This is a genomic window from Hallella absiana (assembly GCF_025457485.1).
GTDB lineage: Bacteria > Bacteroidota > Bacteroidia > Bacteroidales > Bacteroidaceae > Prevotella > Prevotella absiana.
Genome location: NZ_JAMXSP010000002.1, coordinates 222,904 through 249,291, shown reverse-complemented (window position 1 = coordinate 249,291; position 26,388 = coordinate 222,904). Strand labels below are relative to the sequence as shown.

At 51.3% G+C, this 26,388-nt stretch carries 14 protein-coding genes, 1 tRNA gene, 2 rRNA genes and 1 pseudogene; 5 read left to right on the top strand and 13 right to left on the bottom strand.

The features are described 5' to 3' along the window. Both NG346_RS02010 and rrf read left to right on the top strand, forming a co-directional pair. A 23S ribosomal RNA gene (locus NG346_RS02010) occupies positions 1-99 on the top strand; the annotation flags it as partial. A gap of 117 nt (positions 100-216) precedes the next feature. After that, a 5S ribosomal RNA gene (gene rrf, locus NG346_RS02005) occupies positions 217-329 on the top strand. 282 nt (positions 330-611) lie between these two features. Here the strand turns inward: rrf and NG346_RS14550 are convergent. Next, a pseudogene (locus tag NG346_RS14550) lies at positions 612-941 on the bottom strand (glucosaminidase domain-containing protein); the annotation flags it as partial. A gap of 327 nt (positions 942-1,268) precedes the next feature. On the opposite strand from NG346_RS14550, the gene NG346_RS01995 reads away from it, so the two are divergent. Next, positions 1,269-1,550, top strand: coding sequence for a hypothetical protein (locus tag NG346_RS01995; RefSeq protein ID WP_262279115.1), 282 nt, complete (start codon positions 1,269-1,271; stop codon positions 1,548-1,550). 52 nt (positions 1,551-1,602) lie between these two features. Here the strand turns inward: NG346_RS01995 and NG346_RS01990 are convergent, their stop codons facing one another. The 3 genes from NG346_RS01990 to NG346_RS01980 all read right to left on the bottom strand — a co-directional run bounded on the left by NG346_RS01990 (position 1,603) and on the right by NG346_RS01980 (position 8,141). Continuing rightward, complete coding sequence (locus NG346_RS01990; protein ID WP_262279114.1) at positions 1,603-2,271, bottom strand: MgtC/SapB family protein; 669 nt, start codon at positions 2,269-2,271, stop codon at positions 1,603-1,605. A 43-nt stretch (positions 2,272-2,314) separates the two neighbouring features. Continuing rightward, a complete protein-coding gene (locus tag NG346_RS01985) occupies positions 2,315-6,229 on the bottom strand; it encodes an AlbA family DNA-binding domain-containing protein (protein WP_262279113.1) in 3,915 nt (1,304 codons plus the stop codon). 196 nt (positions 6,230-6,425) lie between these two features. Next, positions 6,426-8,141: a Na/Pi cotransporter family protein gene (locus tag NG346_RS01980; protein ID WP_262279112.1), complete on the bottom strand. Its 1,716-nt coding sequence runs from the start codon at positions 8,139-8,141 to the stop codon at positions 6,426-6,428. A gap of 240 nt (positions 8,142-8,381) precedes the next feature. On the opposite strand from NG346_RS01980, the gene NG346_RS01975 reads away from it, so the two are divergent. Further along, positions 8,382-8,456: transfer RNA gene (locus tag NG346_RS01975), tRNA-Arg, on the top strand. Between the two features lie 106 nt (positions 8,457-8,562). Here NG346_RS01975 and NG346_RS01970 read toward each other — a convergent pair. The 7 genes from NG346_RS01970 to uxaC form a co-directional block, all read right to left on the bottom strand. Beyond that, the gene (locus tag NG346_RS01970) at positions 8,563-9,849 is read right to left on the bottom strand and encodes a DUF4861 domain-containing protein (RefSeq protein ID WP_262279111.1); all 1,287 of its coding nucleotides are present in this window, start codon (positions 9,847-9,849) and stop codon (positions 8,563-8,565) included. Positions 9,850-9,866: 17 nt separating this feature from the next. Beyond that, positions 9,867-11,366: a UxaA family hydrolase gene (locus NG346_RS01965; RefSeq protein WP_262279110.1), complete on the bottom strand. Its 1,500-nt coding sequence runs from the start codon at positions 11,364-11,366 to the stop codon at positions 9,867-9,869. Between the two features lie 4 nt (positions 11,367-11,370). After that, positions 11,371-12,858: a tagaturonate reductase gene (locus NG346_RS01960; protein ID WP_262279109.1), complete on the bottom strand. Its 1,488-nt coding sequence runs from the start codon at positions 12,856-12,858 to the stop codon at positions 11,371-11,373. A gap of 90 nt (positions 12,859-12,948) precedes the next feature. After that, entirely contained in the window at positions 12,949-14,406 is a 1,458-nt protein-coding gene (locus NG346_RS01955; RefSeq protein ID WP_262279108.1) for an MFS transporter, read from the bottom strand. Then, on the bottom strand, positions 14,403-15,080 hold the full coding sequence (locus tag NG346_RS01950; RefSeq protein ID WP_262279107.1) for a bifunctional 4-hydroxy-2-oxoglutarate aldolase/2-dehydro-3-deoxy-phosphogluconate aldolase: 678 nt from the start codon (positions 15,078-15,080) through the stop codon (positions 14,403-14,405). Before NG346_RS01950 ends, NG346_RS01955 begins: the two co-directional genes overlap by 4 nt. Positions 15,081-15,172: 92 nt before the next feature. Continuing rightward, a complete protein-coding gene (locus tag NG346_RS01945) occupies positions 15,173-16,195 on the bottom strand; it encodes a sugar kinase (protein ID WP_262279106.1) in 1,023 nt (340 codons plus the stop codon). Positions 16,196-16,278: 83 nt separating this feature from the next. Beyond that, complete coding sequence (uxaC, locus tag NG346_RS01940; protein WP_262279105.1) at positions 16,279-17,694, bottom strand: glucuronate isomerase; 1,416 nt, start codon at positions 17,692-17,694, stop codon at positions 16,279-16,281. 184 nt (positions 17,695-17,878) lie between these two features. Here uxaC and NG346_RS01935 point away from each other — a divergent pair, with 184 nt between their 5' ends. Next, positions 17,879-21,703, top strand: coding sequence for a two-component regulator propeller domain-containing protein (locus NG346_RS01935; protein ID WP_262279104.1), 3,825 nt, complete (start codon positions 17,879-17,881; stop codon positions 21,701-21,703). Between the two features lie 1,184 nt (positions 21,704-22,887). On the opposite strand, the gene NG346_RS01930 is transcribed toward NG346_RS01935, so the two are convergent. Beyond that, complete coding sequence (locus NG346_RS01930; protein WP_262279103.1) at positions 22,888-24,504, bottom strand: fibronectin type III domain-containing protein; 1,617 nt, start codon at positions 24,502-24,504, stop codon at positions 22,888-22,890. A gap of 31 nt (positions 24,505-24,535) precedes the next feature. Beyond that, positions 24,536-26,377, bottom strand: coding sequence for a RagB/SusD family nutrient uptake outer membrane protein (locus NG346_RS01925; protein WP_263010668.1), 1,842 nt, complete (start codon positions 26,375-26,377; stop codon positions 24,536-24,538). Positions 26,378-26,388 lie beyond the last annotated feature (11 nt).

The window sequence follows — 26,388 nt, the reverse complement described above, 5'->3', positions numbered from 1 at the left end:
CATTGAGGGTCGTTGCAGACGACGACGTTGATAGGGTGCAGGTGTAAAGACGGTGACGTCAAAGCCGAGCACTACTAATTGCCCGAGAGCTTCTTTCGAGGCAATGCTTTCAGATGTATTGGAGATTGTTTTCGGCGACGGAGACGGTCTATATATAATAATGAGTCAAGACGCTTCTTTATAGCTTAGAGCTTGTGGCGATAAGTCAACCCCATTTTGGGTGGCTATTGCGGTGGGGTCCCACCTCTTCCCATTCCGAACAGAGAAGTTAAGCCCACTTGCGCCGATGGTACTGCAATGCAATGCGGGAGAGTAGGAGGCCGCCCTCTTTCAACAAGAGCCCTTGAAGACAGCAATGTTTTCAAGGGCTTTTTTGGTAGTCTCTTCCTAGTAGACCCTCCCTAGCCTTCCCTTTTAGGGAGGGGAAAGCAATACCCGTCTAATCTTGGTAATGGATCTATAGTATTCTATAGTAATCTATGGTTTCTATAGCTTCTATAGCTTCTATAGTTTCCATAGTTTCCATAGTTTCTATAGTCGCTATAGTCTCTATAGCTTCTATAGTTTAGAATTGCTACAAAAAAAAGCGCGGCTCCTTGCCGCGCTTACTATTATATGTCTAACTTGTCTGCTATCTTTCTTACTTTTGATGTGTAGTTGCGATCTTCTGCGTATCCTATGCGTTTGAGGAATGCGTAGTAGTTACCGCCATTGTATTTATATTGCACGTCGTCAAGATAGGCTTTAACGGATTCTTCCCAGTTGTTGAAAGTATAGTAGCTGCCATCACTGGGATGACGTAAACCAAAGAGATTGTGGCATTCCATGCAAAGAGGGCTGGAAAAGTAACCAGTCTCTAATAAGGCTTGTGCTAAAACGATTTTCTTTTCCTTCACGTTGTATTTTTCTAATACCGAGAGTAAGTTATCGATGTTGAGTTCAGCAAAGCCATGAAAGTCCTCATCTGACATACTGGATGGCAGATGCATTTCTGTTAATGTGTCTGATTTCTGATCGTTTTTAGCTATGCCTGGCATAGCATCGGGCATGATTGGATTTTGCGACCATCCGATGCTGACCGTGGTACTGAGTATAGCTGTGAATATAAGTCTTTTTATGGTCTTCTTTTCTTCCATATATAGTGTAACGAATGTGTCCTTTTATTATTGTTTTGTCGCTTTTCTTTTAACTCTCTTTTATCGTCTCAACTTTTTTGAGTACTTTTGCATCAATATAGTTAATCATAGTATTGCTTTACTTAATTGGATATGATACAGAGAACAGATCAGTCAAACAGCTTTTCTTTCGATCAGGGTAGTATAGAGTCGGCCTATAGCTTCTTTCATCAGAAGTATCGCGTCTATGAGTATTCCCATAGTGATGGACAGAAAGATGATATAGAATATGCCATTTCCAGCTATGTGGAGCAGATGAATCCTTTGCTCTATGAGCATCTGGCAAGTGGCCGGAAGGATTATCTGCTCTCACACGCTTCTTTTGCTCAAGACATCAAGGATGCTATTGAGCAATTGGAAGGAATGCTGGCTTAGTATGTTGTCCTCTTATATATAAGGTGTAATATATAATAAGGTGTATGGGCGTCTATTCGATGTTCTGTATGCTGACGCCGTCCATTTTCTCCATGAACTGCATGATGCGGGTCTGATATTGATCGCGCTTGACTTTGATCTCCATGGACACTTGATAAGCGATGCCTTTAGGATTAGTATTCTTCTGCATCTCATAAGAGTCGATGTCGATACCTGCATCTCTCATCTTATGCAATACAACCTGTATGTTCTCTTGCTTGTCGGAGCTGAATGTAAGCAGTATGCTGCGTGTGGCAAAGCGACTGGAAACGAAGTGGAGTGCTTCCAGACACATGAGTACCATAATGGTGGTCGCCGCGGCAAGGACAAACATGCCCGCACCACAGGTAAGGCCGATGGCTGATGTCACCCACAGTCCTGCTGCTGTCGTTAGGCCTTTGACGACATGCTTTTGGAAGATGATGATGCCGGCACCGATGAAACCGATGCCGGGTACTACCTGTGAGGCAATACGAGACGGGTCGTAGGACAGCTTTTGCGCTGTGCCGTTGATCATACTGTCGAAGCCGTACATGGAGAGAATCATAAACAATGCACTTCCTAAAGCTACAAGGAAGTGGGTGCGGAAGCCGGCTTCTTTGGCCCGGTACTCACGCTCCAATCCTATCACTCCACCTAACAGGGCTGCGATTGCTAATCGTAATATAAATTCCAGTGTCATAGTTGCTGCTTTATTATGCGTACTACGTCGTGCCTATGTTCTGTCAGATGCTACATTCCGGTAGCATCTCGGCAATGCGTTTGCCGTTGACGGTCTTCAACACGATGCCGAGTTCTTTTCTTGGTGGATTGAGTTGTACCCACTCGGGAACATTGTTGCGGTTGATGACTTCGACGTAGTGAATATCACTGAAAGAGACGTCGCAGAGCGTCTCGCCATAGTCCTGCATGCTGTTTTCCTTGATCTTAGAGATGTCGTCGAAGCGCAGTCGTTTGTTGCCTTTACCATCGACGAAGCCAAGGATGATCTCGTCGTCGTCGCTGGCTATGCTGGCATAGATGAGTTCCTTGCCGGAGTAGCGCTTAAAGGTTCGGTCGCTGTCTCTGTGCAGGAGCTTTTCCACACTGGCCTTCACCACGCGCCCGTCGCTATAAACCATGATGAGCCATGACTTCTCTTCTTCTTCATGGATGGCCAACTCCAGACGGTAGTCCTCCGTGCGGTAGTCGTCGTGTTGAAGCAACTTGTACTCATCATTGTCGATGAAGCAAAGATATGCCGTCGTGGGAAGATAGTTCAACTCGTAGTCGTGGATGACGTTGTTTCTAAACCGGCTGGTTTGTATCTTGTCTTTGATCTCGTTGGTGAATGGCGCAGGTGTCGTGGTCGTGCCTGCATTGATCTCTTGCGATATGGGTGCCGGCGTACTGGTGATAGCAGGGCTCTCATCCTTTGTCATCAGCTGATGCTCAGCAGCCCACTTCTTGCGTCCGATGAGGAAAGCAGACAAATAGTCGCTGTTGACTCTCCGGGCTGACTTGCCCATACGCTCGTAGTAGTCGCCTTTGAGCGCTATCGGATCGGGACTGGGCAGAATAGAGATCGCCAGCACATTGGCTTTCGTGCCTTCATCCCAGTGCGTCTTGATATTGTGGGCTGCCTCTTGTCCGAGGTAGATGGCTACCTGATTGTGGATATAATCTTCATAGTGGTCGAGGTTACCGTTGAACTTAGGATGTTTCAAGTCTTCCTCAACACCACTCTCTGTACCCTGGTCGTTGACACCGAGGTAGAGTGTACCACCGTCAGCATTGAGGAATGCGCAAATCTCCTGAAGAATCTTAGATGTTTGTTCGGCTAAGTTCGACTGCATAGAGTTTTCAGGATAGACGATAGAGGTCTTGAACTCGGTATGATAGTCTTCGCGTCCATAGTCTTTCTTATCGCTCTGGTTGCGTCTGAGCTTGAGAATGGAGCGTATCTTTTCCCGAATCTCATCGGCTTGGGAGATGAGCCCGGCCTTCTTTACCGTGTTGTGCGACATGACGAGAGCCGCCAACATCTGTAGAGTCGGATTCTCCCGCTTGCAACTCATCTGATAGAGGTCGTCGTAGTGATCGTCGTTGTCAAGCCACGAGACGATGGTCATCTGCTGGAAGTCGTTGTAGAGATGCGAGTCCTGCTCAAAGCCTAAGCTGTCGGCATTGTTGAGGATCGCCATGCTCTCTTTCGAAAAACTGTTGTTGAGAGCGAAGTCGTTGAGCAGTTCCAACAGTGAGAGTCGCTTGCAATAATACTGTTCCCGTTCGGAGTTGAGCATGCGGGCAAGTACCCGACAAGTGGAGATATAGTTGTAGGCTTTGATGTAATCATCCTCAAAGCTGGCGTAGGTCTCGAAGATGTACATCAGCTCCGTGAGGTGCTCAGCATCCATCGTCGAGGTGAAGTCCTCGGAAGGTTCCTGTTCCTCTTCACTGACAAACACCTCGCCGTGTGCAAGGTTGACCATGAACTGATGGAAAGCAGCGCCCACACTGAAGACCATATCGGGAACATCTGCACGATAGGTGACGTTGATATAAGGTGGTCTACCCTGCGTGGGCTTGTACACTTCGACCACTTTACCTTTTGACAATACGCTGAGAGGAGTGCCGGGCTCCACATCCACGGACAGTGACAAACCGTTGGTGGAGATAGCAGGTACACGGCCGATACCGGGTTGAGAATTGTTGAGAACACATCTGAGACGACTGTTGAAGTTGAGATGCTCGATGCGGTAATCCTCCATAAAGTCTACGCAGATCTCATTCATCACGAAGTGGTATTCTCCGTCCTCGATACCATCTACGTCAGCAGGCAGGATGAGCGGGTAGCCATTGTGGTAGAAGTCCTCTAACGAAAGCTTCTTGCTGGGATAATAGGGTACGATGTCTCTGGCGGCATCGATGTATCCTGTGATACCTTGCAGCTCTTCGTCGATGACCTCACATTGGAAAAGAAGTTTTGTTTCATCGTCGGTTGGTATCTTCTTCTTGATGATGATCGACACTTCCTCGCCGGGCAGAAGTCTGCGTCTTTCTTTCTTTTTATTACGGTGTCCACCGATGAAGAGTGACTTATAGATGAAATCCCACAGTTGTTTGAAGTGTGGCAGCGTGTTGCTCTTATTCCCTCTGAGGTCAGCAGAAGGTTTTTCGCTGAGCCTGATGGTAAAGGCGTGCCAGAGGTTCAGACGGGTTGGCAGAGGCGTGTAGACATTCTCGGAGTTTACATCAGAGGCTGAGATAGAGATCTTGCCGTCTTTGATCAGTAACTTTGCATTGTCCGTGAGGTATTCCACAGGAGCGAGCGATGAGTCGATCGTATCAGACACCTGGTTGGCAATGATATTGGCGGTGAGTGTGGCGTCATCGGTGTTGACCACATAGGCAGCCTGGTCGCCGGAGTCAGAGACAAGGTTATAGAGCGATTCTTCCAGCAGGCTCTTGGGGTCGGCCACTCCCATCTTGCTGCAAAGGCGATAGAGGAGACTGCGGTTGAGTACCACGTCGAAAAGGTCGCTGTCATCGTCTTCTGCCAAATTGAGCTGGAGAGCCAGAGCTTGTATCATCGTCTCGGTCGTACCTTGGCTGTTGAGACTGTCCGGTGTTTCATAACTCTTGCGGATATAGTATTCGAGCAGGGTGATCCAAAGCTTGCCGAAAGGAGCACGCTTGGACAGGGCGAGATCGTGTTTACGTATGATGCTGATCATCCTTGGCATACACTTTTGCATCACGCTGTCGTCCTGCAAGAAGATACAGAGCATTGTGAAAAAGCACTCACGCGGATGGAAGACATAGTTGCAGCATTCCAGTTTGTTGAGTACTTGCCCGATGTATTCTTCTCCTAATTTGTTCTTTACGAGATCCAGCGCATTGATGAAAAAGGAAGTCTGCTCGATGAAGTCCGTGAAACGATTCTCCAAGATACCTCTGGAAACAGCGTCACACATGTTGAGCAGATCGGTCTGTTCAAGCACATGGAGCATGCTTTCCTTGAAGTCAATGAGGTCTTGTCGAAGTAAGTCTTTGTCGTGATAGTCGGTTGCCATATTGGCGATCCAGTGATAGCAAGCATTGTCGAAGAGATCAGGATTGGTACTTCCAAGGAGCAGTTCCCGCAATGAATCGTTGTTCCACTTCCTGTTGCCTAAAAGCGTAGCCAGTTGGTTATCTTTGATAGGGAAGTCATATTTGCGTGCCTGCAGGTTTTCCACAGGTTGTACTTGCATATATCTGCCTTTGATCTTTTCTACTTGGCAGATAATTCTTGGCGTGAGGGCAGGATTCGGAATGCAGCTTTTGTCAAGGCGCGTAGTGAAACCATGCGATTCTTGAAGAATATAGAAATTGTCGTGTGAGCGTTTGATGCTGAACTCGACTTTGTCGCCTTCGTGATAGAATTGCCTGATGAGCGTTTCATAGTCTTGCCTGAGATGTATGCCGCCGTTGAAAGACTCTTCCACGATACAAGGAAGCGTGTTGGGCACGGTGCTTCTTTTCTGATATAAAAGCATGGGCAGACGATAGAGTTTGCCATCATCTCCATAGGTGACAATAAACTGGTGTGAGTCAGGATCCGTCCTAACGACGTTGACAGTAATTCTTTGGTTCTCTTTAGTTTCCGGTAATACCATTTCTTAGATAAGTTATAGTTAAATATTCGAGTTTACAAATGTACGAAAAATAAATGAATCTTCTTTCGTATTAAAGGTTTTTAGCATAGAAAAAGGTCTTATTGTCATAAATGTATGAACAATAAGACCTTTGTATTAATTATCTATCAGTGGCAGAAGCTTTTCGCTTTGTCAAGGATAGAGAGTGGGCGTGGCTTTACGCCTCGTTTTTCTTCTTTCCGGTACGTGCCTCTACGACATTGACGACATAGTCGCCAACGCGCTCGCATTCGTTGATGATGTCCATATACATCGTACCTACGGCGTAGGTGTATTTATGGTCATTGACATCAATCGTGTTTCTGCTGCGGAGCTGGTTGCGATAGTTGTTGATCTCGTTCTCGATGTTGAAGGAGCGATTGATGTCGATATCAGTCTTGTGCTCGATGAGAGCATGCTCCATCTCTTCCATCGACTGGTCAGTGAGGGCGAACATCTGGTGTAGATGCTCGTACTGGTCAGTGGTGAACTCCTCCTTTTCTGTATATTTACGATTGATGGTTCTTGCGATATGATAACAGGAGTCGCCGATACTCTCAAGTTCAGAGATCTCTCTCAGCATGGCGCGCACCTTGTCTTTCGTCTCGTCGCTGAGGTGAGCGTCGCTGACTTGGTCGAGGTATTTAGCAATCTCTATCTCCATGTTGTCGGCGATACTCTCATATTTCTCTATGCGGGAGAAGAGTTTGACAAAGTCGTTGGCATCCTTGGTGCTGAGCAATTCTCGCACCATGCGCAGCATTCTTCTCATGCGCTCGGCAAAAGAGTGGATCTCTTTGGAAGCCTCCAGCACGGAGAGCTCAGGAGTCTTCATGATACCGGACTGGATGAAACGCAGACGGAAATCTTCCTCGTCTTTGTTGCTTTTCGGTTTGATGATCCAGCAGACGACTTTCTCTATCTGTGGGATGAAGCCGATGAGCAGGGCTGTGTTGGTCACGTTGAAACAGGTGTGGAAGGCTGCGAGCACGATGGGAAGGATAGCCGCTTTCTGTACTTGCGTGAAGCCAGCACCAGTAGGATTGTACCCTACGAGGTGACACACACCGTCGACAAAGGGATAGAACAGACACAGCACCCAGATGACGCCGAAGACATTGAAGACCAAATGTGCCATGGCTGCGCGCCGAGCCTGTGTGTTGGCACCGAGGGCAGCGAGGTTGGCGGTGGCTGTTGTGCCGATGTTCTCTCCTAAGACAAGAGCGATGCCGAAGTAAATAGGCAATACGCCGGAGGAACAAAGCAGAATGGTGATGGCCATCACGGCAGCAGAGCTCTGCACAATACAGGTGATCAGTGTACCGATGAGCACAAAGACAATGATATTGGCGTGGCTGTGAATATTAAAGGAAGAGAAGAATTGGATGGCTTGCGGGTTGTGTTCCAGGTCGAGTTCTTTACCGGCATTGCTCAGTAGGACAAGTGCAAAGAAAAGAAAGGCAATACCGAAAAGGAAGTCACCGATGTAGCGGCGTCGCTTGGAATAGATGAGCATGATGCCCAAGAAGAAGGCTGGGAAGACGACCATCGTCAAGTCTACGTTGAATCCCAGTGACATGATCCAGGCGGTAAGCGTCGTTCCGATATTGGCACCCATGATCACCGAGATGGCTTGTGCCAAGGTGAGCAGTCCCGCATTGACAAAGCTGACGGTCATCACTGTGGTGGCGGAAGAAGATTGCACGGCGCAAGTGATAAATACACCTGTGAGCATTCCTGTGAATCGGTTGGTTGTCATCGCGCCAAGGATGTGACGCAGTTGCGAGCCTGCCATTTTCTGCAAGGCTTCACTCATTACCTTCATGCCGTAGATCAACAAGGCTAAGGAGCCTAATATCTTCATGAAGATAATCACATAGTCGCTTGTGTTCATAGATATGTGTAATGTCTGTTACGATTATGCTACAAAGATATAAAAAAAATGTGTCATGCGGAATGAAAGGCTTCGTTTTTTTTGCTAATGGAGTTCTTTTTTTTAGAAGATCGCAAGCAAGAAAAGATAGAAAAGAAACGCTTTTGTTAATATATAATAATTATTAAGTCTGTCTATCAAAAAACGATGGCGTTTTGATAAATAAATAGTAATTTTGCATTTGCTTTATTGAAAGGGTATGGTTCAGTAGCTCAGTTGGATTAGAGCAGCAGCCTTCTAAGCTGCGGGTCCCGGGTTCGAACCCCGGCTGAATCACATGAAGGGCTAAGCAACGATCGTTGCTTAGCCCTTCATCGTTGTGGAGAGGGGGGCCTCTGCTTAGCAGAGGCGTACGGAACACGGCACCCAAAGAGGCTCGCCTTTATGGGCGAGGGGATTTCTTATTTTCCCTGATCTTTAAGGACAATGCGGTGCTTTCTTTGCTTTTCCATGCTTTCAAGGCACTGAACCATTGGTCGGCACTGTGGTAGCCCTGCTCCTCTTTGTCACTACAGAAAGAGAGGTGGTAGACGAGATGACCGCCGGGGATAGAGACGAGATAGCCGTCGTCGTACTGCGTGTGAATCTCTTTGAGAATGCTGGCACGGGGGATGGAGACCGCCAAACCTACTGTTTCCTTTTTATGTGTGAGCGTATCCTTACCCGTGACGGGGTAGTCGGTGCCCCAGTTGGCAAGCAGGCCATGACCGTCGGTCCAACTTTGCTGACCCTTAATGTGCGTGATGCCTATAAAATAAGGAGTGGTGCGTATCTGGTCGGTAAGGTTGAAACCTTTCGGAACGGAAACTCTTACGTCCACCTCACAATCACGGTGTCCTGCGATCATCGTGTAGCGTGTAGTGAGAGTACGAGGCTCTGCATCGGGTGTCGGCTTCCAGTTCAAATCCGTGATTTCGACGATACTGCGAAGCGGTCCGTTCGCCACGACGCGCTGACGGCGGCTGTCGCAGTCTACGAAACCGACGGGCTGTTTGCCGTCCCAACCGTTGAGGGCTCCGACGCCTACGCCATCTCTCACTGCCAGGACATCGTCGCCATAGCCGGCAGCCAGTTGAGCTGTGTCGGGATAGAACTCTGTGTCGTGGAGTTCCAACTGCCTTTTGCGCTTACCATAGATGTCGACCGATTGTCGTGGACTGCAATAGAAACGGTAAGCAGTAAGTTCGCTCTCCAGTACGGCACCATGCTGATGGATGACAGGGAAGGGATTGGTACCCCGCAGCGAGGCAAACTCGCTCAGATAGATGTCGTGTTTGTTCTTCGCCTTTACCTTGCTGTTGCGCAGAAGGATGTCGGCAAAGGTACGCTTGGTGTAGGTGTCGGGCATGGCCTTTCGCCACAGCGCAATGGTAGCTTTGCTTTGTCCTTTGGCCTTGATGTCAGCGAGGAAGAACAGATGATCAGCTCCGCCGTCACCATCCAAGTCGTCCATTTGTGAAGGTACTTCTTTGTCGTCTACAGTCACGCGGGCAGAGCGATAGCCTTCCATACCGGGAATCTCCACGGGTGACTGCTGCAAAATCGTGTTGCCTGGATTTTGCAGTGTCACGGTCATCGTCCGGTCCTGTCCGACTGCTTGTAGCGAGAACAGAAGAGAGCCGACGAGCATCATGCTGCCTATGAAAGAATTAGAGGGGGAAAATCTCATATCAGTCATTATTATATTTAGAGCGTTACACCATTCTTGAAGATGGCAAAGCCATGAATGCCGTTTCGCTCTGCTTTTACCTTTTTGCCGCTGGCCACGTCGAGGACGGTGTGGATGAAGTCGGGCAAAAGGTCTGTGATACTCTTGTCTTCCACGATGCTGCCAGCGTTGAAGTCAATCCAGTTGCCTTTGCGCTTGTAGAGAGAAGTGTTGGTAGATACTTTCAAGGTAGGCACAGCGGTAGCGAATGGTGTACCACGCCCTGTTGTGAACAGCACGATGTGGCATCCGGCAGCAGCCAAAGCTGTTGCGGCGACGAGGTCGTTGCCCGGAGCAGAGAGCAGATGAAGGCCGTGACCTTGCAGTCGCTCACCATATCCGAGGACTCCATAAACGGGTGATGATCCCGACTTCTGTGTGCATCCCAATGCTTTGTCTTCCAGTGTAGAGATGCCACCGGCCTTGTTTCCCGGTGAGGGATTCTCGCCCACGGGCTGACCGTGGCTGAGGAAGTAATGCTTAAAGTTGTTGATGAGATGCTTGGTATCCTCAAGCACCTGTTCGTTGACGCAACGCTGCATGAGCAGAGTCTCAGCACCGAACATCTCGGGAACCTCAGTGAGCACCGTGGTCCCCCCTTGTTCATTGCAGAGCCAGTCGCTGAAAGCACCAACGAGAGGGTTGGCAGTAATACCTGAGAAGCCGTCGCTGCCGCCGCACTTCAGTCCGATGCGCAGTTCAGAAGCCGGAATAGCAGTTCGCTGATCGTTGCGTGCTTTGTCATAGAGCTCCATCAGCATCTCTGTGCCCGTCTCCACTTCGTTGCCTTCCACTTCTTGGCAGACGAGCAGTTTGATGCGGTCGTGGTCGTAGTCACCGAGCAACTTTACGAACTCGTGCGGTTGGTTATTCTCACATCCCAGTCCTACGATGAGCACGCCACCAGCATTTGGGTGAAGCACCAGATCGCGAAGGATATGGCGTGTGTTTTCATTATCTTCACCGAGTTGTGAACAACCGTAGTTATGCGGGAAAGCCACGATGGCATCTACGCCTTCACCATTATTTGTCTGTGTTTTTACCTCCTCTACAATGTTCTGTGCAATACCATTGACACAGCCTACCGTAGGGATTACCCACAACTCGTTCCTCACACCGACGAGTCCGTTGGAGCGGCGATAACCTTGGAAGGAAGCATCGGGATGCGGCGTTGTCTTTTTCTGTGGCTGAATGTGGATGTTGTCGTAGTTCAACTCTCCGCTCAAATTGGTCTTGATGTCGTGGTCATCGAGCAGAGCGCCTTTTGCTATGTCGTGGATAGCGTGTCCGATAGGAAAGCCGTATTTTACGATCATCTCTCCCGTTTTGATGTCATGGAGAGCTATCTTGTGTCCGGGCACCACGTCAGTAACCAGTTTGAGTGTAGAGCCGTCGATGTCAACGATGTCGCCAGCCTTCAGTGTTTTGATGGCTACGGCGACATTGTCTGTAGGGTTGATTTTAATTGCTTGTTTCATCTTATCACTTGTTGAGAACCGTCTCAATGGTCTTTCTCATGCCCGACTCTTGTATCTGCTGTAGATAGGAAGTCAGCAAGTCAGTCAGTCCGGGGATGTCATTGAGGTTACCTTGCTCTTTCCAAATCAAGTCTTGCGCGCCGAGCACACCTTCAGCGATGGTATGGCAATCGGCAGAAGCCCACAGTTGCTGGAGCAGTTCGAGGATTGCCGGATCGTCGTTGGGTGCGATCGCCGTGCCGTCCTCTCTTGTGCCACCTTTATAATAAGTGGTGATAGCAGCGAGTCCGAGCACGATGGCTTTGGGCAGTTCACCTTTCAACTCGGTGTATCGCTTCAGGGCAGGCAGGTCACGCGTCTTGAACTTCGGGAAGCTGTTGAGCATGATACTGGTCACCTGGTGGTCGATATAGGGATTCTTGAATCGCTGTAGCACGTCCTCGGCGAAGCGTGTGAGCTCGTCTTTCGGCAGTTCGAGTGTCGGCAGCAGTTCGTTGAACATGACCTGATGGATGAATTTCCCGACGAGTTCATCGTTGCAGGCATCTCTGACGATGTTGATGCCGGAGAGGAAAGCCACAGGCGAGAGGACGGTATGCGGACCGTTGAGCAGCGTTGTCTTGCGCAGATGATAAGGAGCTTCGTTGTCGGTGAGTACTACGTTGAGACCTGCTTTGCGTGCCGGCCACTCCTTGTCGAGTTGCTCAATGGAGATGTTCTTGTCGTGTTCGATGACCCAAAGGTGGAAGATCTCGCCTTGCACCATAGCAGCGTCTTTGTAGCCGATACGTTGCCACAGTTGTTGCTCGTCGTTGTGGGGATAACCGTTGACGATGCGGTCGACGAGTGTGGTGCAGATCGGGCAGCAGCAGGCAATCCATTTGCGGAATCCCTCAGCGTCGTCGAGGTCATCGTGCCACAAGTCGATGTACTGGTTGATGCAATCTTTGAGGTGATGTCCATTGCCGAAGATCAGCTCACAAGGCAGGATGATGAGTCCCTTCTTAGTGTCGCCGTTGAAACAAGAGTAGCGGTGATAGAGCAGTTGCGTGAGTTTGGCGGGGTAGGAGGCGGGCGGTGTGTCGCTCAGCTTGCACGTGTTGTCGAAGGCAATACCGGCCTCTGTGGTGTTGGAGATGACAAAGCGCATCTCGGGCTGCTCGGCCAGTGCCATGAATGCGTCGTACTGTGTATAGGGATTCAGTGCGCGGCTGACGCTGCTGATTCGTTGGCAGCTGTTTACTTGCTCGTTGCCTTTCAGTCCGAGCAGGTTGACATGGTAGAGGCAGTCCTGTGCACGCAGCGTCTCGATATGGTTGCGCTCGCGTGGTTGCACGATGACGACAGAACCGTTGAATGCCGTCTTGTCGTTCATCTCCTGGATCATCCAGTCCACAAATGCTCTGAGGAAGTTGCCCTCACCAAACTGTATCACACGCTCCGGAGCCTCAGCTTTCGGTGCCGTGTGTCTGTTGAGAATGTTGTTAGTCATAGATTCAGTATATATAATAAGGTGTAGTAAAATTGGGACCACCTTTATATATAAGGTGGTCCTATGTGTACTATATATAATAAGGAGTCGTTATGGTACGATCTTCTTGTATTTCGGTACGAGCGTCTTCATGATCGACCAGGCGATGAGATAGGCCACAGCACAGATACAGAACACGATCATGTATCCGGCGGGCTTGCCTTCGAAGCCCAGGAAGGAGAACGAGCTTCCAGCTTTCTCGGCATAGTCGAAGAGAATACCAGAGCCTTGGTTGATCATATAGGAGCCGATGCCACCGGCCATAGTACCCACGCCCGTGATGGTAGCAACTGTTGACTTGGGGAACATGTCGCCGATAGTAGAGTAGAGGTTGGCCGACCATGCCTGATGTCCGGCACCGGCAATGCCGATGATGACAGCGGGGAAGATAGCACCATACTGTCCGAGTGGCTGAGCCAGCAGAGCCGTCAGAGGCATGAAGGCGAAGATGAGCATGGCCAGCATACGTCCGCCGTAAGGATCCATGCCACGCTTCTCCACAAACAACTTAGGCAGATAGCCACCGAAGATAGAGACCACCGTGACGATGAAATACAGGATAAAGATGAGCGTGGCACCCTCTTTTGAGGCTGAAGGATAGTGGTAGACATCGCTAAAGTATGCAGGAGCCCAGAACAGGTAGAACCACCACACGCCGTCGGTGAAGAATTTACCGGCGATAAACTCCCATGTCTGCCGGTAGGTGAGACACTTGAGCAGTGGTATCGTTTTCTCTGCTTTCTCGTCAGCTTTAGCCTCCTCGGCCTCTTTCTCGTCGTCCTGATGGATATAGGCAAGTTCAGCTGCATTGACATGTTTCGACTTTTCGGGTTTCTCGTACCATTCCAACCAGAAGAACACCCAGACGAAGCCGAGCGCACCGATGATGATGAAGGCACTCTCCCATCCCCATGCCTTGGCGATGAACGGGATGGTAGCCGGAGCAGCCAAGGCACCTACAGAGGCGCCACTGTTGAAGATGGCAGTGGAGAGTGCACGGTCCTTCTTTGGAAAATATTCCGCCGTCACCTTGATGGCAGAGGGGAAGTTGCCCGACTCACCAATGGCCAGAATCATGCGGCAGCCCAAGAAGAGATAAACAGAGATGGTAGAGATAGAGAGCGCAAGCGCGGAGCCTTGCTTCACGGCGTGGAGTGCCTCCACGCTGTCCAGTCCCTCGATTTCCATCGTCAGCCATCCACATCCTGCATGGAGGCAGGCACCTGCAGACCAGATGATGATGGCGAGCAAATAGCCTTTCTTTGTTCCCAAGCGGTCAATGGCAGTACCTGCGAAGAGGCTCACCGCAGCATAGAACAGCGAGAACCATCCCGTGATCATACCATAGTCGCTATCAGTCCAGTGAAATTCCGGGGCGATGAAGTCCTTCCATGTCAGCGAGAGCACCTGACGGTCGAGATAGTTGACCGTGGTGGCGACGAAGAGGAGTGCACAGAGATACCATCTCCAGTTCGTCTTTACATCGTTTTTGATAGTACTTCCGTTCATGCGCGTTGCTTCTTAGCATTCTGAATGATGTCGATGCACTGCTTGCAGAGCTCGGTGATAGCGTTCCAGTCGCCCTTTGCAACTACCTCTTTTGGGAAGAGTTTCGACCCCATGCCCACACAGTAGGCACCGGCCTTGATCCATCCTTCGAGGTTCTCCTGTGTAGGAGCCACGCCGCCAGTGACCATGATCTTCGACCAGGGGCAGGGAGCCATGAGATCCTTGATGAAGCGTGGGCCATAGACATCGCCGGGGAACACCTTGGTCAGGTCGGCTCCCAGTTCCTGAGCCTTGCCGATCTCGCTGACAGTAGCGCAGCCCGGGCAATAGGGGACGAGACGACGGTTGCATACCGGAGCCACGTCGGGGTTGAAGAGCGGACCTACAATGAAGTTCGCACCGAGCTGAATGTACAGTGCAGCGGTAGGAGCGTCGACGACAGTGCCGGCACCCAAGGCCAGCTCAGGGCATTCCTTGTCGGCCCATTTCACCAGTTCGCCGAATACTTCGTGTGCAAAGTCGCCACGGTTGGTGAACTCAAAGGCGCGCACGCCACCTTCGTAGCAAGCTTTGATTACCTTTTTAGCGACTTCTGCGTCAGCATTATAGTATACGGGCACCATACCGGTGGCCCCGATTTTCTGAAGAACTTGTATTTTGTCAAATTTAGCCATGATTGTAGTAATGATATTGGTTGATGGAAATGATAGGAAACCATCGTACGGGCAAACAATGAATTGTCCGTCCGATGGTATATTTTTATTGTTTATCGCTGGACTCTTCCGTTGGCGTTACCTGCGGCGAGGCTTTCCACCTCCTCTTTCGATACGAGGTTGAAGTCACCGTTGATGGTATGCTTCAGTGCAGAGGCTGCGACAGCAAACTCCAGGGCCTCGCCCTGAGTAGGCTTGGTGAGCAGTCCGTGGATGAGTCCGCCGGCGAAGGAATCACCACCGCCTACACGGTCGATGATCGGCTCAATGTCGTAGTGACGGCTCTCATAGAATTCCTCACCATTATAGATGAGTGCTTTCCAACCGTTGTGCGTAGCGGAGTAAGACTCACGCAGTGTGGAGACGACATATTTAAATCCGAAGGTCTTTGCCATTTGTTCAAAGATCTTATGGTATCCGGCAGCGTCGGTCTTACCGCCTTCAATGTCAGCGTCGGGTTTGAATCCCAGACAGAGCATCGCATCCTCCTCATTGCCGATGCACACGTCGACATATTGCATGAGCGGGCGCATGATGGAGATAGCCTTTTCCGACGTCCAGAGTTTCTTGCGGAAGTTGAGGTCTACCGACACTGTCACGCCATGGCGCTTGGCAGCTTCGCAGGCAGCCTTCACGATGGCGGCGGCGTTATCGCTGATTGCCGGCGTGATGCCTGACCAGTGGAACCACTGAGCGCCCTCGAAGATCTCGTCGAAGTCAAACTCCTCAGGGCGTGCCTCAGCGATGGCAGAGTGTGCGCGGTCGTAGATGACCTTGCTGGGGCGCATGGAGGCTCCCGTCTCAGCGTAGTAGATGCCCACGCGCTCGCCGCCACGTACGATGTGACTTGTGCCGACACCATAGCGGCGCATGGCGTTGAGCGCCAGCTGTCCAATCTCGTGCTTAGGGAGTTTGGTGACAAAGTCGGCATCGTGACCGTAGTTGGCGAGGCTGATGGCCACGTTGGCCTCACCGCCGCCGGGAATCACGCGGAAGTGATCACTCTGTATGAATCGGTCGTTGCCCTCTGGAGACAGGCGCAGCATGAGCTCGCCCAAAGTTACTATTTTTGCCATATTCTCATTTAAGTTTAATAATTGCTTATAATATTACGAACACAAAGAAGTGATTACGCAAACAGAGACAGCGGTGTCTGTGCTTAGAATTTGAAGTAGTTCTTTGCGTTGTTGTAGCAGATGTCCTCCACCATCTGGTTGACGCGCTTCTCCTCAAAGCCGTCGTAAGGGATCTCGCCGCTCTCGATGTCGTTGCCGATGAGGTTGCAGAGAATTCGGCGGAAATATTCGTGGCGTGGGTAGGAGAGGAATGAGCGTGAGTCGGTGAGCATACCGACGAATCGGCTTAGCAGTCCGAGCAACGACAGAGCGTTGAGTTGTTTGGTGATGCCATCCTTTTGGTCGAGGAACCACCATCCTGATCCCCACTGGATCTTTCCGGGCATTGAGCCGTCCTGGAAGTTTCCGAGCATCGTAGCCATCACCTCATTGGCACAGGGGTTGAGGTTGTAGAGTATCGTCTTGGTCAGATGTCCCTCTAAGTCGAGACGGTTGAGGAAGGCCGAGCAGCTCTTTGCCGTGTTGAACTCGCCGATGGAGTCGAAGCCCGTGTCGGGTCCGAGCTGGCGGAACATACGTGTGTTATTGTTGCGGATAGCACCATAGTGGTATTGCTGCGCCCATCCTGCCTCGTAGTCCTGTACGGCGAAGACATAGAGCATAGCACTCTTGAACTTCAGCACCTCTTCGTGTGTGAGTTCCTTGCCGGCGTAGACCTTGTCAAAGATGTCGTTGATCTCCTTGTCTGTGTATTCCTCAGCATAGAACTCCTCGATGCCGTGGTCTGAGAGACGGCATCCCATCTTGTTGAAGAAGTCGTGGCGCTGTTGCAGTGCGTCGACATAGTCTTGGAAGTTGCTGATGTTCTTTCCTGAAACAGCGGAGAGCTTCTCGACATACGCGCGGAAATCCTGTGCGTTCTCCGGTGCCATAGCCTTGTCGGGTCTCCATGCCGGGAGCATGCGTGTCTTGAGTTCGCTCTTTGCCACGATGCTGTGATAGTGGAGGTCATCAATAGGATCGTCGGTGGTGCACACCGTCTCCACATTATATTTATCGAGCAGTCCCCACGGTGTGAGCGAAGGATCGTTGGCGAGTTTGTCGTTGCACTCGTCAAAGATCTCGCGTGCTGTCTCCGGGTTGAGGCGCTTGTTGATGCCGAAAGCCGTTTTCAGCTCCAGATGCGTCCAGTGGTAGAGCGGGTTGCGGAACGTGTAGGGCACTGTCTCTGCCCACTTCTCAAACTTCTCCCAGTCGCTGGTGTCTTTACCGGTGCAGTATTTCTCGGGTACGCCATTGCTGCGCATTGCACGCCACTTATAGTGATCGCCGCCGAGCCACACTTCCGTGATGGAGCGGAAACGCTTGTTCTCGGCGACTTGCTGAGGAACGAGATGACAGTGATAATCGATGATGGGCATCTTGGCAGCATGCTCGTGATAGAGTTTCTGTGCAGTTTCAGTCTGCAACAGAAAGTTCTCATCCATGAATTGTTTCATTTGCTTTTTGAGATTGGTTGATTGTTTCTGCAAAGATAATAAATAGTTTCTGAATAGCGGGTGGGATTTTTGTTCAGAATGGTATAAAATCGTTCGAAATCTACTTTTTGTCGTATTCTTTGTGTCAATAGGTGGAAATTTATTATCTTTGCATAGCCATCAAAGCTATCCTTATCTATATAACATGTTTAGAAAGTACTTTTTGCTATTGTTCTTGCAGCTCGGCTGCATCTATCATATATATGCCCAACCTTATTGCGACGTGCGCACGTTCTCGCTGCGTGATGGATTGGCCGCTAACGTCATTTCCGGCATCGGACAGACCGGCGACGGACTGATGTGGCTCGGCACGTGGAGTGGACTGTGCTATTACGATGGCTATCGCTTCACCACATTCCGCAGTATGCCCGGTTTGGGCGACATGCTGACGAGCAACCGCATCTACACACTCCATACCAATTATCGCAATGATGTGTGGGTGACCACCTACGACCGGCGACTCTATCTCTTCGACACGGAGCGGTGTGCCTATGTCAACATCAACCGGCTCATCGCCTCTTCCATCCGTCAGCCCGTACGTTTCCACCGCATCTTCTCTTTATCCGACGGCCACACATGGGTTACCAGCGAGGGCGCTCCAAGGCTGACGCTCCGCATCGACGACGATCATGTTGAGTCGGAAGACGGCATTGCCATCTATCGTGGCCTGGACATCCGTCAGGCACTTGTCGACGGCTATGGTCATGAATGGTTGCTTTCAGGCAAAGCTATCCTCGACGGCAAGGCACGAAAAGTCTGCTCTCTCCCCGCCATCCTCACGGAGCGGATAGGATCCCGCACCTATTTCATCAGTGCTCATGGCGGTGTCGTCTCTGTCGGCAAGGATGGCAAGACTTTCCAAAAGCACTGCACGGACACGAAGGATCTCCATGTCAACGATGTCTGCGCGTGGCGCGGTCGTCTGTTGATGGGCACTTCGCAAGGTCTGTTTGTGCTTGATCATCAGCGTCTGCATGAAGTTCCGTTGCGTCATCCCGCGCTCTCTTCCGCTGACATCACCAAGTTATTTGTAGACCGCTGTGGGCGTGTCTGGCTTTTCTCGGCCAACGACGGCGTAGTCATGTTTGACGGCGACCGCTGTGAATGGCTGCAAGCCGAACCGCAACAGCCCTATCTGCGCACAACCAGCAGTGCGCCGTTTTTCCATGAAGACGAGTATGGCACCATTTGGGTGGTGCCCCGTGGCGGTACTTTCAGCTACTACGATGAGCGTCTTCACAGCCTCGTAGCTTATCCTTTGTATAGCGGTGAGACGACAGATGCCTGCATACCACTGATCAAGAAATCGTTTGTCGACAATCAGCACAACCTCTGGTTCTCGGGCGAGCGCAACCTCTCGATGCTGCATTTCCGTCGCCATCGCGTGCGCCGTTTGCCGATGGTCGTCAACCAGGAAGTGCGCGCGTTGTGCATTGCCCGTGACGGAAACCTTTGGGCTGGCGACCGCGAAGGCTATCTTGCCGTCTACGACTGTGAGGGCAGGCAGAAGGGCTATCTCACACCCTCGGGCGCGCTGCAAAGCCAACAAACACGTTTTGCCCACAGCGTCTATTCGATCAAGCAAGACAGCAAGGGACGGATGTGGATCGGAACCAAAGGCGAGGGGCTTTATTGCTGGGACGGCAAAGCCATGAACCACTATGTCCATGATCAGCACGACCGCTGGAGTCTGAGCAATGACGACATCTACGACATCTTTGAGGACAGCAGTCACCGTCTGTGGATCGCCACATACGGCGGAGGCGTGAATTGTGTGGAGCCGCAATCCAATGGCTCTTTGCATTTCGTCAACGTCAACAATCTTTTCAAAAGCTATCCGCGTCTTGCTTTCCTCAGGGTGCGGCGTATTGCTGAGACACGGCGTGGCGAGATGGTGGTGGCGACCAATGGTGGCCTTATTACGTTCTCAAGTAAGCCCATGCCGCTGCCGCGTCTTCGCTTCTTCACCACCTCATCCCGCAGTGGCGACGACCACTCGCTTTCGAGCGGCACTGTCTTGCAGGCTCTGCCCACGCGCGACGGTCATGTCTTTGTCAATATCATGGGAGGCGGCGTACAGGAAGTCACCGACGACGACCTGCTCCGTAACAATCTCCATCTGAAGACAATCTCCTCAGTGACCGCCGACGAAGGTCTCGTGCAGGCTATGGTTGAGGACCGTCATGGCAGCATCTGGCTTGTTCGAGAGACTACCATCGACAAATACGACCGCAAACACAACATCCTCTCCACATTCAGTGCGCAAGACATTGGCTATCCTGTGGAGTTCTCCGAGGCCAAGCCGCTTTGCCGACCCGATGACGGCAATCTGTTCATGGCGTGCAATGGCTGTGCCATTTCGTTTGCACCGGGCGACCTGCGCAACTCTTCTGTGGTGCCGCGCATTGCCTTTACCAGTGTGCGCTATCAGGGCGACGATCAGCCGCAAGCCATTCTTAACTCGCCCGTGCTGGAAGTGCCGAGCGACAAGCGCAGCCTGACCATTTATTTTTCTGCCCTTGACTATGCTGGTGCGAGCCGGGTGCGCTATGCCTATCAGCTTGAGGGCGATGGCGACAAATGGAACTATGTCGATGACATGCACAGTGCTTCTTTCAACCGCATCCCCCACGGTCATCTGCGTCTCCTCGTCCGCTCCACCAATGCCAACGGCGTGTGGCAGGACAATACGCGGGCGCTCGTCATCTATGCTCATCCCACCTTCTGGGAGTCGTGGATGGGCTGGTGCTTCTATATCATCATTGGCGGAGCGCTGGTCTTCCTGGCTATTTATCTGATCAACCAGCGTCAACGCATGAAGATGCAAACCGAGATGGGACGTATGCGTGCCGAGTTCTTCACCCGCATCGGTCATCAGCTGCGAACTCCGCTGACGCTTATCGGAGGACCTGTCACCGAGGTACTCAAGAGCGAGTCGCTATCAGAGCGGGGACACGGATTGCTCGATATGGTGCGGCGCAATAGCCAGAGCATGCTCGCTCTTGTCGACAATATGCTCCACTACGACCACAACTCCGACACCTACCTCGTCGACGACACCAACGCGCCGTTTGTGCTCTCCAATGCTGGGCAGAGCACCGTGACAGACAACGTAGAGTCTGACCAAGGACAGCGCACCACGCTGCTCGTCGTCGAGGACAATGCCGACTTGCGCCTTTTCCTCTCTACCATCCTCAGCCCCGACTATACGGTGCTCACTGCCGACAATGGCCTGCAGGGCTTGGAGACGGCACGCAAGCAACTGCCCGACTTCATCATCTCAGACGTGATGATGCCTGTCATGGACGGACTGGCAATGGTGCATCAGCTCAAGCAGGACGCATCTACCAGCCACATCCCCATTATCATCCTCAGTGCCAAAGCCTCTATGCAAGACCGCCTGCAGGGACTGCGTGAGGGCATTGACGACTATATCCCCAAGCCTTTCTCGGCTACCTATCTCCGTGAGCGTGTGGCCAACATCATTGCCCGACGTCATAGTCTGCAACAAGAGGCTCTGCAACAGCTCACCGACCCGGTCGTGGACGGGACTGCTGATGCTGAGCAGCAGACGCCCGACAAGGAAACGGCTACTACCTATCGACTGAGCGCTCCCGAGATCATCGATGCAGATAAGGTGATGATGGACAAGCTCATGGCATTCCTCGAGGCACGCATCAGCGACCCAACCCTGCGCATGGAGGACATGGCCGACGAGGTCAACCTCAGCCGTACTGCTTTCTACAGCAAGATGCGGTCGATCGTAGGTATGCCGCCTGTGGAGTTTGTCCGGCACATACGTTTGCAGCGTGCCGAGCTTTTGGTGGCCAAGAGCAAGGACAGCTTCTCACAGATCGCCTATGCCGTTGGATTCTCTGATCCTAAGTATTTCTCGAAATGCTTTCGTAAGGCTACGGGAATGACACCGTCGGAATACCGGAGAATGAAACAGAAGCAGGAGGAAGCGTAAAAGGACAAGCCTCACCCCCATACCCCTCTCCAAAGGAGAGGGGAGTAAAATGCTGGTTAAACAATTCCAGCAGGTCCCAAATCATGGAAGATGGAAGCCGCATGTTACGAGGGTGTTATCTCCATCTTAACCGTCTTGGATGTAATTTGGCATAACGTTCCACGTCTTCGGCATAGCCTGTCTGAAGTGATCGGTAGACTGGTGTGAGGGACTCTATGTCGTGTGTGTCTGCATATTTTTCTAAAACATAGGCAAGAATAGCATGAATTCTTTCTAAAACATAGGCAAGAAAGGCTTGTTTTCTTTCTAAAACATAGGCAAGAAAGGCTTGATTTCTTTCTAAAACATAGGCAAGAAAGGCTTGATTTCTTTCTAAAACATAGGCAACTCGTACAGAGTCCCTCTTTTACTCTTCTGCTGCGCCTAAATTATCATCAAGTGTGTGTTGTTGATAAAACTGACAAAAAAGCGGCCCTGAGAATGCGTTCTTTTGAAACAAAGTGTCCTTCGCCCGGATTTTTGCGAAAATAGAGCGATTTTATTAACTTGTTGATTAATAGGAAGATACGAAAAATATCGTTTTAAGGTCAAAATGAAAAAGGTACTTTGACCGAAAATTCTCTAGAGAATTTCTCGTCAAAGTACCTTTTTGATGTTGTCATCTCGGTTGTTTGACCTGGTCATCTCGGTTGTTTGATGCACTCATCTCACCTTTTTGATCAGTCGAGCTTGTTTTTTTCGTCTTTTGAACCCAGTTTTTTATAAAATACACGTTGACTTTCTCTCTAGAATGCTCGCCCGCGGTGACAGACTTTTGTCAATACATTTCGGCTATCATGTAGGCTGTCACTCACTGTAGTGCCACAATCGGTTGCTGTTCGGGAGCCGCTGGATAGAGGTTGTAGAAAAAGTACCGGTACTGTCAGACAGAAAGTAAAATGCTTTAGTTGGCTCATGTCTCCTCTGCGGACAGGATACGATGATAGTGCTTGGCTTTTTTACAATCTGTTACTCGTGGGTGGTTTCTTCAGCAGCTTCACTGAATATCCGTCATATCCACCAATGACAAAGCGGCCGTGGCTTCTGTTCCCGAGAGGACGGGAACTCGAATGCACACGGCCGCTAATTGTTTCTGACAGAACGAAGGTCAAAGAACTATATGATCGTTCGTCAGTCTTTACTCATTACTTTTTCTGTACACCCACGCCGAGCTTGCTCACATCTTCGTTGCCAACAGTGAAGTCGCCCTTGGCAGCATCCTTGAACTTCGGATCAGCACCGTTCTTGCCGCTCGTATCACCATTCCAGTAGACCTTGTTCTCGGGATCGCTGGCGGCGAACAGGTTGGCGTTGGCACAGCCGAAATAATAGTTGTTCTGGTAAGCCGGTGTTGATGTCGTGCTCTGATTGGTGTAGACAGCCTGGGTGTTGACGATGAGGTTGTTGGCCCAGGTGATCTGCTGACCGCCCTTCTTGCCGTTGAAGCGGACATAGAGGAATCGCTTGCCGCTGGTGGCGTTCATCACATTGTAGAAGATGTTGTTCTTCACGGTGATGACAGGTACGGGGTTGCCATAGTTGTTGGCTTTGTCGTCGTAGCGGAAGAGGTCGCGCTCGTTGGCACAGTTATAGACCGTGTTGTTGACAAACGTGATGTCCTTGATATAGCTCTTGCGTACGTCGAAGAAGTCGCCACCGTCGCATCCGATACCATGGATCTTGTTGTTGCGGAAGACCACGTTGTCGATGATCGTCTGGTCGGTGTTGCCATAGAGCAGGCCCTTCTGGTCGCCAGCACCGATGATTTCGCAGTCCTCTACATCGAGCAGTTTGTAGTCACCTGCCGACTTATAGTCGAAGAACTGGTCGGTGGCTGCATTGTTTGTACCGTCCAATACGAGATTGCTCAGCGTGAGCGAAGCACCGGCCTGCAACTTAAATGTACCTTGAATCGTCGGTTTGGCGGTAGGATATATGCCCTTGATGGTGACAGAGTGCTCGATGACTGCCGAGCCAGCCTTGTCGGGTGTCTCAGAGCCGGAGCTAATCATGTAGGTGCCGTTGTAGAGCGCGAATACCTGACCCTCAGTAGCTTTTTCGAGCATACCGCTGAAGTCGTCGGTAGAGCGCACGATGGTGGCACCGCTCAGGTCGACAATTGTTGTGAATTTCTTGCTGCCGCGCTCCTTACCATTATTGTAGATCTTGGCTACATAGCTGGTTTCAGGTGTCAGTCCACTGATCTTCTTGCGTCCGGCAGCCTGCTCCTCAGCGGTCACCTCTTGTGTCAGCACGACGTTGCCGTCTTTGTCGAGGATGCTTGCGCTGTTGATGAGCGAGTCCTTAGGCCATTTGATGATGACATCCTTGTCGCCTACGTCTTCCAGTGCCATGCTCTGCATGATCTGCTGGGCATCGGAACGGAAGTAGATGGAAGTCCACTTTGAGTTGCGCGAGGCATCGCTGTTGTCTACAGCACGCACGCGGGCCGAGTATTTGGTGTCGTAGGTCAGTCCCTCCAGATTGAGCGAAACACCTTCAGTGGTGAAGGTCTTTGGTGTAGTGGCGAAGGCCAGGCTGTCGTCGGGATAGACTTCCACCTCATACGAGGTGGCACCGCTCACCGGTTGCCAACTAAGGTTGGCGGTGCTGGTCGATACATTCTTTGCCTCCAGTCCGACGGGGGAGAAGTTGCGGTCAAGGATGAGGCTGGTGATCTCGTCCATCGGGCCTGAGCATGCCGTCAGACCCAGAGAGGCACTGACGAGCGATAAGGCGATGATATGATGATATGTTTTCATTGTTTAAATGCGATATTGAGTTAGAGAAGATTTAGTTGTTGAGCTGTCCGAGATTGCCGTCGTTGTTGAGCTTTCCGTTGCTGCCGTCGATAAATGTCTGCCAGATCGGCCACAGGCAGTGGGTCGACGGTGTGACGACGAAGAGTCCATTGATATAGTCGTCGGTGAGGATGAGGATGTTGCTTCCGCTCTTGGTGTCTGTGTCTATAAACCAGTTCTTAGATGACCATCCGGCATCTTTCAGTTTGGCGATCACGTCGGGGTCGTCCTCGCCCTTGTTGAGGCCGTAGTATTCGATGCTGTTGGCATCGGTCGAGTTGTTGATATACACTTTGTCGGGCAGTCCGGCATAGCGTCCCTCGCGGTTGGCGAGCTGTTGTAGTTTGGTTTTCTCCATGTTCATGGCCTCGTCGATGATGCCCCAGCGAACGAGATCCATCTTGCGCAGCGACTCACCAGCGAACTCCAGCGCACGTTGCTCCTCGATACCTTTTTGGAATGCTTCCTTGCTGGCGCAGTAGGCAGCCTTGAGTTTGGCTACGGTGTCAGTGGGCAGTGCACGGTCGAGAATTGGTTTCATGTATTGCCATCCCTTGTCGGGACCGTTGAGCTGGTTCTCGCTCTCGGCAGCCATCAGGTAGACATCGGCCAGGCGCATGTATTGCCAGTTGACACCATCATCGTTGGTCGAGGTGACCATACGTTTCATCCACTCATAGCGCAGCTTACCGAAGCACCACTTAGTGAGGCCGCGGAGCTGCACGGGTGACTTTCCTTCCACGAGCTTCTTGCTCCAGTCGTAGGGCACGCAGGTGATGTCGCGGCGAATGTCCTTGGCATTATAGTCGTAGTAGAGCGTTGGGGTAGGGCCGACTATACCTCCCTGGGCCTGCTGGGTGTATTGGTCTTTGGCGTTGTGCTTGATGCCGAAGGTGTAGAGCACACGTCCGCGTCCGTCGGAGAAAGGTATTTCCCAAAGGCTTTCGCCGCCTGCCGTGACATTGTCCTCACAGAGCTTGACGAAGTTCTCCTTGAACGATCCAAGTTTGTTGCGACCCGAGTTGATGACGTCCTCGCACTCTTCCTTGGCGATAGCGTACATCTTCTCCGGTGCGAGTTCAGGATTCTTGCTGCGGCGGAAACCGTCGCCCCGCAGGCCATAGCCACCAGCGACGAGGGCGATGCGGGCGCGCAGACCCTTGACAAAGCTCTTGCTCACGCGTTCGGTCGTCTTGGTGATGGCATTCTGGTTGGGCCAGTAGCAGTAGTCCTCAGCCTCTTTGAGGTCGCTGAGCAACTGGATGTAGATGCTGTCGCGGTTGGTGCGTGGCAGATAGACATTATTGGCGTTGTTGGGTTCGAAGCGTGCGGGCACGTCGCCCCAGGCCTTGGTCAGGTCGAGATAGAGCACGGCACGCAGGGTGAGAGCCTCACCGAGGAGTTGCCGCATGTCGGCGTTGTGCTCGATGTCGCCATACTTGCGTATGCCCTGGATGGCAAGGTTGGCACGCTCGATGCCTTCGTAGAATTTGGCGTAGGCGTTGTTGTCGGTGTTCATCTGCGGATTGTTGGCCGGCGTGTCGTAGTTGTAGAGCGACTGTTTCTCATTGCTGGCGTCTTTTGCCGATGGTACGGTACCGGAGCTTGTCTCTATGTCGGTGCTGATGCCGTAGAAGGGCAGGAAGCGTCCACGGTAGGAGTTGGTCTCGCCGAAGGAGACACAGACCGACATCACCTCGCGCTCGGCCAGACCATAGACCGAGAAGGTAGACTGCTCGTTGAGCGATGATTGTGTGGGAGCATCCATGTCGCAGGACACAAGCGTGGCGGATGCCAACAGGAGGGATGCTATGGTAAGATGTATTTGTCTCATGATTGCGGGTA

What these genes read in the sequence shown, in the direction of transcription:
- NG346_RS01995 (WP_262279115.1), top strand. Translation starts at nt 1,269, where the DNA reads ATGATACAGAGAACAGATCAGTCAAACAGCTTTTCTTTCGATCAGGGT.
- NG346_RS01990 (WP_262279114.1), bottom strand. Translation starts at nt 2,271, where the DNA reads ATGACACTGGAATTTATATTACGATTAGCAATCGCAGCCCTGTTAGGT.
- NG346_RS01985 (WP_262279113.1), bottom strand. Translation starts at nt 6,229, where the DNA reads ATGGTATTACCGGAAACTAAAGAGAACCAAAGAATTACTGTCAACGTC.
- NG346_RS01980 (WP_262279112.1), bottom strand. Translation starts at nt 8,141, where the DNA reads ATGAACACAAGCGACTATGTGATTATCTTCATGAAGATATTAGGCTCC.
- NG346_RS01970 (WP_262279111.1), bottom strand. Translation starts at nt 9,849, where the DNA reads ATGAGATTTTCCCCCTCTAATTCTTTCATAGGCAGCATGATGCTCGTC.
- NG346_RS01965 (WP_262279110.1), bottom strand. Translation starts at nt 11,366, where the DNA reads ATGAAACAAGCAATTAAAATCAACCCTACAGACAATGTCGCCGTAGCC.
- NG346_RS01960 (WP_262279109.1), bottom strand. Translation starts at nt 12,858, where the DNA reads ATGACTAACAACATTCTCAACAGACACACGGCACCGAAAGCTGAGGCT.
- NG346_RS01955 (WP_262279108.1), bottom strand. Translation starts at nt 14,406, where the DNA reads ATGAACGGAAGTACTATCAAAAACGATGTAAAGACGAACTGGAGATGG.
- NG346_RS01950 (WP_262279107.1), bottom strand. Translation starts at nt 15,080, where the DNA reads ATGGCTAAATTTGACAAAATACAAGTTCTTCAGAAAATCGGGGCCACC.
- NG346_RS01945 (WP_262279106.1), bottom strand. Translation starts at nt 16,195, where the DNA reads ATGGCAAAAATAGTAACTTTGGGCGAGCTCATGCTGCGCCTGTCTCCA.
- uxaC (WP_262279105.1), bottom strand. Translation starts at nt 17,694, where the DNA reads ATGAAACAATTCATGGATGAGAACTTTCTGTTGCAGACTGAAACTGCA.
- NG346_RS01935 (WP_262279104.1), top strand. Translation starts at nt 17,879, where the DNA reads ATGTTTAGAAAGTACTTTTTGCTATTGTTCTTGCAGCTCGGCTGCATC.
- NG346_RS01930 (WP_262279103.1), bottom strand. Translation starts at nt 24,504, where the DNA reads ATGAAAACATATCATCATATCATCGCCTTATCGCTCGTCAGTGCCTCT.
- NG346_RS01925 (WP_263010668.1), bottom strand. Translation starts at nt 26,377, where the DNA reads ATGAGACAAATACATCTTACCATAGCATCCCTCCTGTTGGCATCCGCC.